This window comes from Salinactinospora qingdaonensis, assembly GCF_039539445.1.
In the GTDB taxonomy this organism is placed as follows: domain Bacteria; phylum Actinomycetota; class Actinomycetes; order Streptosporangiales; family Streptosporangiaceae; genus Salinactinospora; species Salinactinospora qingdaonensis.
Genome location: NZ_BAABDD010000001.1, coordinates 29,543 through 43,335 on the forward strand (window position 1 = coordinate 29,543; position 13,793 = coordinate 43,335).

A 13,793-nucleotide genomic window follows, 5' to 3' on the forward strand; every position below is an offset into this window, starting at 1 on the left:
CCCCACCCCTGGCTGCTGAGATCGCGAAGCGATCGAGGCACGAGCGACGGGAAACACCACACGTCTCCCCCAACCCAAACCCACACAGCGCCGAAGACCCCACTGGAGTAAGGCTGCTCCCCACTGTCACACCAACGCGGCCAGCTCGCCGAAACGCTCCCCCGCCCGCAGGGATGGCCCCACCACACCCCACGTGGTGGGACCGACCGAATGATGCTCCCCGCGCGTGCGGGGATATTCCGGCTCCTGTCCCGATAACGGGGTCACCGGAGGCGCCCACGGGAGGTGTCCCCGCGGCCCAGGGGTGGCCGCGGGGAGGGGGTGAGCGTTAGGTGGGCCGCTGCTGCCTATCATCGGTCGACAACCCACCGTTTTTGGGAGTGGGCCGTGGCCGGCAGCCGAACTGCCACAGCCCGACAGTCCGGGGGTTACCAGCCGCGTTCCCGCCACTGCGGCAACTGGCCGCGCTCGGCTCCGAGGGTGGTGTCCTTGCCGTGTCCCGGGTAGACCCAGGTGTCGTCGTCCATCTCGGCGAAGATCCGCTCTTCCACGTCGGAGAGCAACTGTCGGAAGTCGGCGTCGCCCCAGGTTTTGCCGACCCCGCCGGGGAAGAGGCTGTCGCCGGTGAACAGGTGGGTCCGGCCCTCGGGGTCGTCGTAGCGCAGGGCGATAGATCCGGGGGTGTGGCCGCGCAGGTGGATGACCTGCAACTCGCATGCACCTACGGGGATGCGGTCGCCGTGCTCGACTGGCTCGTCGACCGACACGGGGAGGACTTCGCCGTCGATGGGGTGGGCCACGGTGCGGGCGCTCGTGGCGCCGACGACCTCGGCGAGGGCTTGCCAGTGGTCTTGGTGCTGATGGGTGGTGATGACGCGATCCAGTCCGTTCCCATCGATGAGTTCCAGCAGCCGGTCAGCCTCGTTCGCGGCGTCGATGAGGACGGCTTCGCCTGTGCGTTTGCAGCGCAGCAGGTAAGCGTTGTTGTCCATCGGACCCACTGCAAGTTTGCTGATGGTCAGCTCGGACAGGTCACGTAGGTCGGCGGGTCCGCCGACCCTGGTATCTCCGGAGTAACTCACGTTTCCTATTGTGCTGCGTGAGGCTCAGGCCGCGCCACGCGCCTTAGAAGCAAAAACCCGGTTGGGACGGGGGTCGCGCTGCGGCGACCTGCAAGGGTTGGGCGTGGCGGGAGCGCCCGATTGGCTGCTGGTCGGCTCGTCGCCGCAGCGGCGTTTGTGCGCGTGGGCAGGACGGCATCGGCTGCGGCGACAGCAGGAGCGCTTGGGCGCGAGCTTTCCCGTCTCTGCCCTTGGCCGCTGCCGCCCCGCGCCTGGAGACTGGGGCGGGAGGGGCGGCGAAAGCAGCGGGGCGAGACCTTGGACGGTGTTTACCGGTTGCGCAGAGCGCTCAGTGCTTTGTCGGCGTGGACCTGCATGCGGACTTCGTCGGAGATGACGTCGAGTACGCGCCGGTCGGTGTCGATCACGAACGTGCGGCGGCGGGTGGGCGATAGTCCCGACATCAGACCGCCGCGGCGGACTCCGAACATGTCAGCCACTGAGCCGTCGGGGTCGGACAGGAGTGGATAGTCGAAGTTGTTGGCGGTGGCGAACTCGCGCTGTTTGCTGACGGGGTCGGCGCTGATGCCCACGCGGGTGGCGCCGAGTTCGGCGAACTCGGCGGCGAGGTCACGGAAATGGCAACTCTCAGCCGTGCACCCCTTCGTCATGGCCGCGGGGTAGAAGAACAGCACCACCGGCCCTTCGGCCAGCAGGTCGCTCAACTTACGCTTCACCCCGTCCTGGTCGTCGAGTTCGAAATCGGGAACCTGGTCACCGGTCTTCATGCGGCTTCTCCTGGCGTGTTGGCGCTGGGACCTGACGGGACGGCGGAGTATGGAGACGGCGGTGGCCGCGCCGCCCCGAGCGGGAAGATGCCCCGAAACGGCCGGGGCCGCCGAAGGTGCTGTGGTGCGAACGCTTCGTGAGGAAAGCCTATGCTGTGGGTGCTCGACGAGCGGGGCGGGGTGGGATCAACCGCCTGGGGTACGCGCCGCTGCGGGACGCCTGACCGCTGAGGGGGCGGTGGGGGATGTCGGGCCGCCTGCCGGCTACGACTCGGAGGTGGCCCGCAGCAGGGGTACACGCAACTCTTGGGAGGTCAGGGAGCCGTGGTGGCCCACGAGCTGGGATTCGACCTCCTCCTGGTGGGGTGCGATCAAGGCGGTGTCGCCGCGAGCGAGCGCGAGCACGTCACCGAGGCGGGGCAGGAACTCGGCCGCGACCGCGCCGAACCAGCCCTCGTCGATGGCTTGCTCTCGGCTGAGGACAACCGCTCGTTCGCCCAACCGCTCCCGCCATGCGGCTAGCACGTCGGCGGCGGCACCTGGTTCGGTGTAGACGTGGCGGACGCGCGCCTCACCGCCGAGCAGCCGAACACCGTCGGCCAGCGCGGGCTCGGAGCCCACGTCGATCCGGCTGGCCGGCGTGGTGTCGACCATGCCGTGGTCAGCGGTGATGTAGAGCGCACCGCCGGCGGGCAGGATCGCGGCGAGCTGTTCGGCGAGCCGGTCGACGTGGCCGAGGTGGTGGCGCCAGTGGGCGGAGTCCGCTCCGAACATGTGACCGTAGGTATCGAGGTCGGAGTGGTAGACGAAGACGTAGGAGGGGGTCGGCGAACGCAGCGCCGTTTCGGCTTGCACCACGAGTTCGGTGGCGCCGTTGGCGGCGAGGTAACGGCTCCCCCGCGCCGAGGCACGGGAGAACCCGCTGCCCTCGAATGCGGCGGCGGCGACGTAGGCCGTGCTGACCCCGGCGGCCTGCGCGCGCTGGTAGACGGTGGAGTGTGGCTGCCACTGCTCCGGGTCGATGTCGTGGTCCCAGCGCAGGGAATTCATGATGCGGTCCGCGCCGGGTACCGCCACTTGGTAGCCGAGGATGCCGTGATGGCCGGGTGCCAGACCGGTCCCCAGGGAGGTGAGGCTGGTCGCGGTCGTGGTGGGAAACCCGGTGGTGATGGCTTGTTCGGGGCCACCGGTGTCGATCAGGCTGGCCAGGAACGGTGCCCGGTCGCGGTTGGCGTGCAGCAGTTCCCACCCCATGCCGTCCACCAGCAGCACGCAGATGTGGCGCGCTGGAGGGAGTGCGAGGGTGTTGGGCTCTCCGGGCACTCCCAGCGCGGCAAGCGCCGAGGGGGCCAGGTCCGCCACGGAGGCTGAGCCGTAGCGTGGTTGCTCGAAGTCGGTGACGTCGGTACTCATAGGCTGCTTCTTAGCACCTAGGCGGGGCTATGCCTCCTGGGCGGGGCCTGCCCGCGTGGTGACCGTGGGGTGGTGTGGAGCGGTGCGCGGGTCAGCTCATTTGGCGGTGGCTTCCGACAACGCCTGAGTGAAGTCGAGCATGTTGGCGACGGCGTCGGCGCCGTCAGCGGCCTGGCTGACCCGCAGGGTCAATGGCTCTGCGGTGATGGAGCCCGTATAGCCGTGATCGGCTTCGCAGGACTCGTCGGTGCAGGTGGCCGGCTCAAGATCGACCTGGGCGAGTGATCCCCAGTTCACGGCCAGACTGATGCTGAGCACGACTTCGCTGGGAAGCGTGTCAGGCGCGTACTGCTCAGGGTCAGGGACCAGCCGCGTCAAAGCGACGGACTGCACACTGGACAGTTTGATCGAATCTGTGGTTGTGGAGGCGTGGGGACGCTCGCCGGGGCCGGCCGGTGGGTGCTCGTCGGTGTGGCAGACCAGCAGCCGGGTTGCTGTGAGCAGTAGAACGGTGATGTGGCGGCGCACTTCCATAGCTGGGTCGAAGGTCGCCTCGTGGTGGACCACGAACGCTTCCGCGTTCTCGTCGCCGAGCGCGGCGGCGACGGCGTCGGCCACAAGCACCGGATAATAGCCGCTGCGCTCGATCTCCAAGCGCCAGTCGGTGGACACAGCCCGCGTTTTCCTCATAGTCCCATCCTGCCTTCTCCGGACACCCGCGCGCACCTGAGAGTCGGCTGCTCCCGACGTGATGGATAAGCTCACTCGACACGGGTAGTGGCCCGATATGTATGCGACCGTACCGCCAACACCGCCGGAACCCCCCGGCCCGATGCCAGAACCGGAGCCGGTACCACCCGAGCCGGAACCCGAGCCCCCGGTGCCCGGGCCCGGGCCGATGCCTCCAGAGCCTGAGCCGCAGCCCGAGCCTGCCTAGAGTCTGTTTTTGAAAAGGGCGGCGGGGAGCGGCGGTGGGCACACGCGGGTGAGCGTGTCCGGCTGCCGCCCCACGGGTTGGCGAGATCGCGTAGCGAACGAGGCACACTCCACGGCCCACACCCCCAGCCGTTCGCACAACAGAACCTAAGTCGGGGCTGCGCGTAAAGCGAACGTTCGGGTGCCGGGGAGGCGGCGCCATCTCCGGCACCCGTGACCACGCGCCAGTAGCGCGGGCAGGTTGCGGGCAGCAGTGCGGCTTCCGTTGCCGCGGCCGAACACCGGCTACGAAAGCCGGAGACGACAGGCACCAGCCGGGGCAGACAGGAACCGCAGCCGAGCTTGCCCCGCTGCTGTCGGCGCCCCGCCCCGGCCGAGGGCGGGGTCGGACTGGCCGGCGCGACCCGCGCCTCTCACGGCAGAGTCCTCTCACGGCATGGCCAGATGCCGGCCCTCAGAACGGTACCCGCAGCCGGCGCGGCCCGTAGTCCAACCGCACATCGGGGGTTTCGCGTAGCCACACGCGGGCGCCGAGCACGTGAGCACCGGTGGCGTTGACGATGATCGGGTCCAAGTCGACGTGGGCCACTTCGGGCAGCGCGTCGACCAGCCGGGACACGCGCACCAGCAGTTCCTCCAGCGCGTCGACGTCAGGCTGGTCGGCCAGCGACGACGCTCCGGCGGGCAGCCCGAACAGCAGGGGCGAGGAGCGCACGGCCCGCACGAGATCGGCGGCGTCGGTGTCGGTGAGGGGCGCGAGGCGGTAGGCCCGGTCGTCCAGCAGCTCGGCGGTGACGTCGGCGAGCCCGAAGGCCACAACGGAGCCGAAGGAGGGGTTCTCCCCCGCGCGGATCACCGCGGGCACCCCGGGCACGGCCATGGCCTGCACGACGAGCATGGCGTCATCGCCCAACCTGCCGTGGAGAGCCTCGAATGCGCCCCGGACCGCGTCGGTTCCGCGCAGGTCGGAGCGGATTCCGCTGCCGCCGGCGCGCAGCCGCAGGTCGGGAGCGTTGGCTTTGATGACGACCGGATAGCCGATCTCTTCGGCCGCCGCGACGGCCTCGTCAGCGGAGGAGACGGGGATGTCGCGCCAGACCGGCACCCCGTAGCAGGCCAAGAGCTGGCGCGCTTCCTCTGGGGCGACCGCGGACTCTTCCTCTTCGGCGTGCAGCGGCTCACTGGTGAACCACACCGAGTGGGGGGAGCTGCCACGGGCTTGGGGGTCGCTCAGCGTGGCGTCGATGATGGCGCGGGCGCCGGCCCGGTCGATGTCGGCCAACTCGGGGTGACGCCCGGGGTCGCGGCCACGCCAGACCGCGTAGCGGGTGGCGTGGGAGAGCGCGCGCACAGCGTCCTCGGGGGCGGGGTAGGAGGGTACCGAGCCGCGCACGGTCTCGCCGTTGGGGCCGAGACGGCGCAGCTCCTCGGGGAGCCCCTGGTAGCCCAGGTAGGTGGTGATGATCGGTTTGGCGGAGGTGGCTGCTGTGCGGCGCATGACCTCGGCGACGTCCCCGGAGATCGGCGTGAGGGCGGGGATGAAGACGACGACGAGAGAGTGCACCTCGTCGTCGTCCAAGGCCGCGCTGAGCGCCTGCTCGAAGTCGGCCGCGGTGGCGTTGGGTCCCAGGTCGACGGGGTCGTGGGGTTTGAGTCCCATGCGGGTGCAGGCGTCTTTGACCATGAGCCCCAGAGAATCGGAGTTGCCGATGATGCCCACGCGCGGCCCGGCGGGCAGCGGCTGGTAGGCCAGGAGTTGGGCCACGTCGAACATCTGGGTGATGTCTTCCACCCGCACCACCCCGGCCTGCTGGAACAGCGACGTCACCGCATAGTCGGGCAGTTCCAAGGCGTTGGCGGCGTGCCCCGTGGGCACTCCCTGCGAGGAGCCGCCGGTGCGCACCGCCACCACCGGCTTGTGCTGGGCGAGACGGCGCGACAGGCGGGAGAACTTGCGGGGGTTCCCCAACGACTCCAGGTATTGGAGGACAACCTCGGTGGCGGGGTCCTCCTCCCAGTACTGCATCAGGTCGTTGCCGGAGACGTCGGCGCGGTTGCCGGCGGAGACGAAGGTGGACAGCCCTATTCCGCGCTGGGCGACACGCTGTAGGATCGCGCGGCCGAGCGCGCCGGACTGGGAGAAGAAACCGATGGTGCCCCGCGCGGGGATCTCCGGTGCCAGGGTGGCGTTGAGGGAGACCTTCGGGTCGGTGTTGGCGATGCCGAGACAGTTGGGGCCGATCACGCGCAGCCCCTCAGCGCGGGCGGTGAGAACGAGCTGGTCTTGGCGGGCGCGCCCTTCCGGGCCTACCTCGCCGAATCCGGAGCTGACCACGACCAGCCCGTGCACCCCTTTCTGGGCGCACTGGGCGACGACGTCGGCCACCATGTCGGCGCGTACCGCCACCACAGCCAGATCAACAGGGTCGGGGATGTCGAGGACACTGGGGTAGGCGCGCACCCCGGCGACGGCTTTGGCCTCGGGGTGAACGGGAAACACCGGCCCTTGGAAGTCACCGGCGAGCAGGTTGCGCAGCGCTGTCTGGCCGATGGTGTGGGCGGTGCGGCTGGCGCCGATGACCGCCACCGACTCCGGGAACAGCAGCCGGGAGATCGAGCGGGCCTCCGCGCGCTGCTCGCGTGCGCGCATGACCTCCTGGGAGTAGTCGGTGGGCTCAAGGTCGAGCGTGAGCCGGATGACTCCTTCGTCGAAGGTCTGCTCGGCGGTATAGCCGGCTTCCCGGAACACGTTGATCATGCGCCGGTTCTCTGGCAACACGTCGGCGATGAAACGCCGCACCCCGCGTTCGCGGGCCGCGGCACCGATGTGTTCCAGCAGCACCGAGGCGAGCCCGCGGCCCTGGTGCTCGTCAGCGACCACGAAGGCGACCTCGGCCTCGTCTTCGCTGACCTTGTCGTAACGCACGACCGCGACCATGACTCCGCTGATGGTGGCGATGAGCGCGACCCGATCCTCGTAGTCGACGTGGGTGAATCGTTTGACGTCGCGTTGGGACAGTCGCGGGTAGGGAGCGAAGAAACGGTAGTAGATCGTCTCGGCCGACAGCTTCGCGTGGAACTCCTGCAACAGTTGGCCGTCGTCGGGGACGATGGGGCGCAAGTGTGCGGTACCGCCATCGGTGAGAACAACGTCGGCTTCCCAGTGGTTCGGGTATGACTGCACGTTTTTGAGGGTAGACGAGATGATCGCTTTAGGGAGGAAAAGATCGTTAATCGTGGCCGGGCGTGGCGCACGAGGCCAGAGCGATCTAACCTTCCGGCAGTCGCACCGCATTCAGTTCGTTACCCGCGTTCACCCTTGAACCTGTTAACGTCAGGGAACGCTTACGGGATGCACAGCGGATAGGCGCGCCGCAGTGGCTGGCAAGGTGGTGACGAAATGACGCGCGTGGTCGTGATCGGGGACCTCATGACCGACGCTGTCGCACGAGCTTTCTACGCACTGGCTCGCGGCAGCGACACCCCTGCCTCAGTGACCACCTACGGGGGCGGTTCAGGAGCCAACGTGGCGTCGTGGCTGGCTCTTGAGGGCACCGACACCACCCTTGTGGGCCGACGCGGCTCCGACATCACGGGCCGCACCCGCGAGATGGAGTTGATGGGCTACGGGGTGGACGCCCGCATGGTGATGGACCCCGAGCGGCCCACGGGAACCTGCGTGGTGATGATTACCCACCGCGGCGACCGCACCATGCTCAGCGACCCGGGTGCCAACGCCGCACTGCAACCCGAGGACCTGCCGCGCGAAGCGTTCACCCCCGGCGCCCACCTGCACGTCTCGGGGTTCACGTTGATCAACGAAGGCTCGCGCCGCGCCGGCCGGGTGGCGCTGCGCATGGCGCGCGAGGCCCGGATGTCGATCTCGGTCGACGGCGGCTCGCACGCGCCCCTGGAGCGCGCGGGCGCCGAGAACTTCCTGGAGTGGACCAACGGCGCTAGCCTGCTGTTCGCCAACAAGGAGCAGGCCAAGGTCCTGACTGGGCGCGAGGAGGCCGAGGCGGCGGCGAAGGTGCTGTGCGCCTGGTACCCCAACGTGGTGCTCAAGCTGGGCGACGAGGGGGCGATGTGGGCCGCCAAGTCCCGCGACGACACGGTGACGCTCCCGGCTGAACCCGTCGAACCCTCCCCCGGATCGATCGGCGCGGGTGACGCCTTCATCGCCGGTTTCCTGCCGCCCTGGCTCGACGGCAAGACACCCAAGGACGCGCTCGCAGCGGGCCACCAGTTGGCCGCCCGCGCCCTGCACCAACCCGGCGCCCGCCCCGACCTGTAGGGCCTGTAGAGCCTTGTAAGCGCCCGCTTGCCGCCACGTGCGGAAGTGAGGGCGGGGACCCCTGCCCGCGATCGGGTCGGAATCGGCAGGGGCCGCTTGGGGCGATTCCGTTCAGTTGTCGCCGGGTGGTGTGGCGCCGAGGATGCGTGAGATCTGGGTGGCGATTCCGGTGGCGCTGGTGCCTTCGGGGATTTCGTCGCCGGCTTCGAGGTTCCATTCGGCGCTGCGGTCGTCGCGCATGTCGAGTTCGAGGGTTTGCCCGGTGCGGGGGTTGCGGATCTCCAGTGAGCCCGGGTCGCCGGAGTGGGGAACGTGGACGTCCAGGCCCAGGGCGGTCAGTAGCGCGGTCACGGTCTGGGTGTAGCGGTCGAACTGCTCGTCAGAGAGCAGGCGGGGGTGCTCGTCGTCGATGGAGGTGTCGATCTCGTCCCACCCGTGGTGGACAATCGAGTCCGGGAGTGCGTGGACATCGGGCATCGATAGTTCCCCTCTCCTGTAGGGCACCGCCCGGGACGTGTCGGAGGGTCAGTTCGTCCGCGCCCCGGGCGGTGGTCTGTACGGCAAAAGCCACCTGTTTTGACTTCTCTGAGTGAGCAACAGGTCACATGCTGCTAGAGTGACATTCACAGAAGACGAAAGCAAGAGAAAATGTAAATTTACACAAGAGGCTTGGGGGTGCCGTGGGCAACGTCCGAGGGGTCACTCTACGCGCGCAATGGCTTGGCCAGATCTTGCGTGACCTACGCGAGGACAGAGGACTCACACTCAGAGAGGCAGGCGAGTACCTACAACGCACCGGCGCGACGATCAGCCGTTTCGAGACGGGGCTCTATCCGATCCGTCGTGTCGACACCGCAGCGCTCCTGGATCTTTACGGGGTCGAGGATGCCGGTCGCCGAGACACATTGCTCCAACTAGCCGGGGAACTCTGGCAAACCGGCTGGTGGGAGAGTTACTCCAAAGACGCCTGGAGTTCCACCATCGATATGGCATGGCTGGAGAACCGGGCACTTAAGATCCGAAGCTTCGCGGGCCTCGTACTTCCAGGGCTTCTTCAGACTCGCAACTACGCCCTCAGTCTCTTCCAAGCCACGAGTCCAGAGATCCCCCAGCGCCAGATTGAACGCGGAGTGGAGCTGCGCATCCAACGGCAACGCATCCTGACACGTGAAAATCCGGCAGCTCTGGCTGTGATCCTCGATGAGGCGGCGTTACGACGGCCGGTTGGTGGCGCGAAGGTCATGGCGGAACAACTACGCCATCTGCGCGAGGCGGCGAAAAGCCCACACGTAGATGTTCATGTGATCCCCTTCGCCAGCGAAGCTCACGCCAGCCCCGGGGGAAGCTTCACCCTCATTGACCTGGAAGAGCCGTTCTCTGAAGTTGCTCACGCAGAAAGCCCGGGAGGGGCGCTCTATCTCGAACGGGAGGACGTCGATCGGTTGGCTGATGTGTACGATCGCTTGCAGGAGAACAGTCTGAGCATCGAAGAATCGATCGCGTTCATCGCTGCTGTCGAGAAGGAGTTGTCATGAACCTGGATGCGGCTTCCGTAGTGGGGTGGCGCACCAGCAGCTACAGCGTCAACGGCAACCCGAAGTGCGTCGAGGTCGGCTGGCACATCAGCAGCTACAGCGCCAACGGCAATGCGAAGTGTGTGGAAGCCGGCCCCCTCCTGGACGGCTCCGCGCGGTTCGCTGTTCGTGACTCCACCCAACGCGACCTCGGCTTTCTCTCCTTCAGCACCACCGAATGGTCAGCCTTCCTACGCGGCATCGAACACGACGCCCTCTAACCTCCCTCCTACTTCCCAGGGCTGCCGCTCCCCCTCACCCCCTCGCCTGGCCGGTGCGGCCCTGGTCGCACCCTCCCTTTTTGTGCTGAGTCAGGCGTCGGCCGCGAGCGGGCGGCGAGGACGAGCGGTGGGCGGGGTGGGCACCGGGCCGGTTCGGCCACGCTAGGGGCGAGGGTCCGTGACGTCGGGCAGCGAGGGCCGGCAGGGGCGGGGAGGCGCCGGTTGAGTGGCCGGTCGCAGGGGTGAGTGCCGCTAGCGCGGGCGGTGGCGGCGCCGGTACGCAAGGAGCATAGGAGCCCCCGGGGGTCTCGCTTGGTGAGACGGCGGAGTCGGGGAATGCGTCCAGTGTCGGGGGGGAGCGCAACACTGAACGCGGGAAGTCGCGAGAACCGCGCCCGCAAAAGCGACAAAGCCCCCATGGCCCCCCGCGGCCGCAGCCCGAGCGCCCAGCATGCGAGACACTTGTTCGAGAATCAACATTCTCCCCCATCAGGAAAGCGGCATAACCGGCTAAACCGGACACAGAAGGGGGCGGTGCCTGCGCCCAGTGTCGCCCCCACCCGACAAGTGATACCGCACGGCGACCCCCACGCCCTCCCACCGCCCAGCGGCCCCGACTCGCCGCACTCAGACCGCCGAAGCCACCCCGGCCCCCCGGCACCACCAACACCGGAGACCGCCTCACGTCCCCCGCCCGCCCCGGGGCTTGAGGCGCGATGTGCGCCCGAATCCGAGGGAGGCACATAGTGTTTCACCCCCGCTCGTGCCTCGATCGCTTCGCGATCTCAGCAGCCTAAGGAGGCGCTGTGCCCAAGGGCCGGCACCACCCCAAACCCCCGTCTCCACCACCCCAACGACGGGCCCTACCTAAGACAACCCCCCAGCCCCAAAAAACCGCCCCTTTTCACCTCGCAGGACGGGCCCTACCTAAGACAGCCGCCACAGACCGACACCACCCCAGGAAAGAACCACCCCCATGCCAAGAATCGAGCTATAGCAACATCGCCCCCCTCATCTCCCACGCCCAGGAGTCGCCCTCATCGTTTAAAACCACCCCACCCACCACACCCCTCAGGCTGCCGAGATCGCGAAGCGATCGAGGCACGAGCGAACCCCACCCCAACCCGACCACCCTCACCACCAGCAACCCCAACCCACACCACCGATGACCACCACCTCCCCACCCACCACTCCCCTTGCCGCCTCCCGTCGCCACCCCCGCCCCAACAAGCAGCACCGATGACCGGACCACCCCACCCTCAGGGATGGGGGCAGAGGCAGCCAGCCTCAGGCTCGGGTAGCCAGAACCAACGGCAGGACCTCTTCGGCTCCGGCCTCGCGCAGTAGGTGGGCGGCGAGGGTGAGGGTCCAGCCGGTGTCGGTGTAGTCGTCGACCAACAGCACGGGACCCGTGCACCCGGCGAGGCCGGCGCGGAGTTCGTCGGGCACGGCGAGAGCCTGGTGCAGGGCGGCGAGCCGCTGCGCGCTGTTGTGGCGCCGGACTCCGGCGCCGTCGGGGCCGGTGTAGGCGAGCCCACCCAGATGGTCCAGTCGGCCGGTGCGTGCCACGCGCGCGGCGAGGTCGGTGATCATGTGGGGCCGGGTGCGGGAGGGCATCGTGACCACGCCGGCAGGGCGCCGCTGCCACGGCCAGGCGGCGAGCACGGTGACGACGCGGTCGAACATCTGATCCGGGATCGCCTCGTCCGGACTCTCCTCAGCCAGGAGGCGGCGCAGCACCGTCCCCCAGCCGATGTCGGTGAGGCGGGCCAGCGCCCGCCCCTCGGCGGCGCGGCGCTCGGGGCGGATGGTGCCGGAGAAGTCAACGCCGAGTTCGGCCATGCCCGAGGGCCACTGCTTGCGCGGGGCGACCACCACGCCCGGCCGGTCGATGTGCTGGGCCGCGGCGCGGCGCTGCTCGGGGGCGACCTCGTCGCTCCAGACCGTGCCGGCGCAGGTGTCGCAGCGCCCGCAGGGCCGCGCGGCGGGGTCGTCGAGTTGCCGGCGCAAGAAAAGCATGCGGCATTCGGTGGTGGCGATGTAGTCGAGCATCGCCGTGCGCTCAGCCTCGCGCGCCGCAGCCACGGCCGCGTAACGCTGGGCGTCGTAGTGCCACGGCTGGCCGGTGGCCTCCCAGCCGCCGCGCACCCGGCGCACGGCGCCGTCGACGTCGAGCACCTTGAGCATCTGCTCCAGCCGGGCGCGGCCGAGGTCGACGCGCGTCTCCAGCCGCGGCAGCGACATGGGGCCGCCCGCCTCAGCGAGGACGTCGAGCGTGTGGCGCACGGTCTCCTCGTCGGGGAAGGCCATGCTCGCGAAGTAGGCCCAGATCTCGCGGTCTTCGCGCCCGGGCAGCAGGATCGCCTCGGCGCGCGCCACGCCGCGCCCGGCCCGGCCGATCTGCTGGTAGTAGGCGATCGGCGACGGTGGGGCACCCAGGTGGATCACGAATCCCAGGTCGGGTTTGTCGAAACCCATCCCCAGGGCGCTGGTGGCCACGACCGCCTTGACACGGTTGTCGAGCAGGTCGCGCTCGACGCGGGTGCGTTCCTCGGGGTCGGTCTGGCCGGTGTAGGAGGCGACCGTGTGGCCGCGTTCGCTGAGGAAGGCCGCGGTCTCGGTAGCGGCGGCCACGGTGAGCGCATAGATGATGCCGGAGCCGGGCAGTTCGTCGAGGTGTTGGGCGAGCCAGCTCAGCCGGGCTGTGCTGTCGGATAGCGAGACGACGGCCAGGCGCAGGCTTTCGCGGTCGAGTTCGCCGCGCAGCACCAGGGGCGCGGCGGCGTCGGCGGCGTCGGCTCCGGCCAGTTGCTCGGCGACGTCGCGGGTGACGCGCTCGTTGGCGGTGGCGGTGGTGGCCAGCACGGGCACGTCGTGGCCGAGCCCGGCCAGAAGGGTGCGGATACGGCGGTAGTCGGGGCGGAAGTCGTGGCCCCAGTCGGAGACGCAGTGCGCTTCGTCGATGACGACGAGCCCGGCGCCGGCGGCCAGCTCGGGTAGGACACGGTCGCGGAACTCGGGGTTGTTGAGGCGTTCCGGGCTGATCAGCAGCACGTCGACGTCGCCGGCTTCGACCTCGGCGTAGACGCGCTCCCAGGCGTCGATGTTGGCGCTGTTGACGGTGTGGGCGCGGATGCCGGCGCGCTGGGCGGCCTCGATCTGGTTGCGCATCAGGGCCAGCAGCGGCGAGATGATGACGGTGGGGCCGGCTTTTCGCGCGCGGCACAGGGCGGTGGCCACAAAGTACACCGCGGACTTGCCCCAGCCGGTGCGCTGCACGACCAGCGCGCGGCGCCGCTGGGCCACCAGGGCGTGTATGGCCCGCCACTGATCCTCGCGCAGCCGAGCCTGCCGGCCGGCGAGGGCACGCAGCCACCCTTCGGCCTCTTCGCGCATCTCGGGGGATTCGGTGTCACGCCCTGGTGCGACCATGCTGTCCTTGCTACCAGAGCCGGCGCGCACATGCGGCCGGTTGTCCACAGGCGGGGCGCGCCGGCTGGCCTCAC

At 69.0% G+C, this 13,793-nt stretch carries 10 protein-coding genes; 3 read left to right on the forward strand and 7 right to left on the reverse strand.

Going from position 1 to position 13,793, the window contains the following annotated elements; translation table 11 throughout:
* Positions 1-428: 428 nt before the first annotated feature.
* From ABD848_RS00125 to ABD848_RS00145, 5 genes are all read right to left on the reverse strand, one after another.
* Positions 429-1,082, reverse strand: coding sequence for an MBL fold metallo-hydrolase (locus tag ABD848_RS00125; RefSeq protein WP_344966159.1), 654 nt, complete (start codon positions 1,080-1,082; stop codon positions 429-431).
* A gap of 308 nt (positions 1,083-1,390) precedes the next feature.
* A complete protein-coding gene (locus tag ABD848_RS00130) occupies positions 1,391-1,849 on the reverse strand; it encodes a peroxiredoxin (protein ID WP_344966160.1) in 459 nt (152 codons plus the stop codon).
* 264 nt (positions 1,850-2,113) lie between these two features.
* Positions 2,114-3,262, reverse strand: coding sequence for an alkaline phosphatase family protein (locus ABD848_RS00135; protein ID WP_344966161.1), 1,149 nt, complete (start codon positions 3,260-3,262; stop codon positions 2,114-2,116).
* A 96-nt stretch (positions 3,263-3,358) separates the two neighbouring features.
* Positions 3,359-3,952 carry a DUF5998 family protein gene (locus ABD848_RS00140; protein WP_425567372.1) on the reverse strand — a complete coding sequence of 198 codons (594 nt, stop codon included), beginning with the start codon at positions 3,950-3,952 and terminating at the stop codon, positions 3,359-3,361.
* A gap of 700 nt (positions 3,953-4,652) precedes the next feature.
* A complete protein-coding gene (locus ABD848_RS00145; protein WP_344966163.1) occupies positions 4,653-7,382 on the reverse strand; it encodes a bifunctional acetate--CoA ligase family protein/GNAT family N-acetyltransferase in 2,730 nt (909 codons plus the stop codon).
* A gap of 225 nt (positions 7,383-7,607) precedes the next feature.
* On the opposite strand from ABD848_RS00145, the gene ABD848_RS00150 reads away from it, so the two are divergent.
* Positions 7,608-8,492 (forward strand): carbohydrate kinase family protein, encoded by an 885-nt coding sequence (locus tag ABD848_RS00150; RefSeq protein ID WP_344966703.1) that lies wholly within the window; start codon positions 7,608-7,610, stop codon positions 8,490-8,492.
* 111 nt (positions 8,493-8,603) lie between these two features.
* Here ABD848_RS00150 and ABD848_RS00155 read toward each other — a convergent pair whose 3' ends face one another.
* Positions 8,604-8,969 carry a hypothetical protein gene (locus ABD848_RS00155; RefSeq protein ID WP_344966164.1) on the reverse strand — a complete coding sequence of 122 codons (366 nt, stop codon included), beginning with the start codon at positions 8,967-8,969 and terminating at the stop codon, positions 8,604-8,606.
* Positions 8,970-9,172: 203 nt separating this feature from the next.
* Between ABD848_RS00155 and ABD848_RS00160 the strand changes: the two genes are divergently transcribed.
* Positions 9,173-10,027: a helix-turn-helix domain-containing protein gene (locus ABD848_RS00160; RefSeq protein WP_344966165.1), complete on the forward strand. Its 855-nt coding sequence runs from the start codon at positions 9,173-9,175 to the stop codon at positions 10,025-10,027.
* On the forward strand, positions 10,024-10,287 hold the full coding sequence (locus ABD848_RS00165; protein WP_344966166.1) for a DUF397 domain-containing protein: 264 nt from the start codon (positions 10,024-10,026) through the stop codon (positions 10,285-10,287). Before ABD848_RS00160 ends, ABD848_RS00165 begins: the two co-directional genes overlap by 4 nt.
* A gap of 1,287 nt (positions 10,288-11,574) precedes the next feature.
* On the opposite strand, the gene ABD848_RS00170 is transcribed toward ABD848_RS00165, so the two are convergent.
* Positions 11,575-13,719, reverse strand: coding sequence for a RecQ family ATP-dependent DNA helicase (locus ABD848_RS00170; protein WP_344966167.1), 2,145 nt, complete (start codon positions 13,717-13,719; stop codon positions 11,575-11,577).
* Positions 13,720-13,793 lie beyond the last annotated feature (74 nt).

Bases quoted from the DNA above. Each gene is read 5' to 3' on its own strand.
- ABD848_RS00170 (WP_344966167.1), bottom strand. From the start codon at position 13,719: ATGGTCGCACCAGGGCGTGACACCGAATCCCCCGAGATGCGCGAAGAG.
- ABD848_RS00165 (WP_344966166.1), top strand. From the start codon at position 10,024: ATGAACCTGGATGCGGCTTCCGTAGTGGGGTGGCGCACCAGCAGCTAC.
- ABD848_RS00155 (WP_344966164.1), bottom strand. From the start codon at position 8,969: ATGCCCGATGTCCACGCACTCCCGGACTCGATTGTCCACCACGGGTGG.
- ABD848_RS00135 (WP_344966161.1), bottom strand. From the start codon at position 3,262: ATGAGTACCGACGTCACCGACTTCGAGCAACCACGCTACGGCTCAGCC.
- ABD848_RS00140 (WP_425567372.1), bottom strand. From the start codon at position 3,952: ATGAGGAAAACGCGGGCTGTGTCCACCGACTGGCGCTTGGAGATCGAG.
- ABD848_RS00130 (WP_344966160.1), bottom strand. From the start codon at position 1,849: ATGAAGACCGGTGACCAGGTTCCCGATTTCGAACTCGACGACCAGGAC.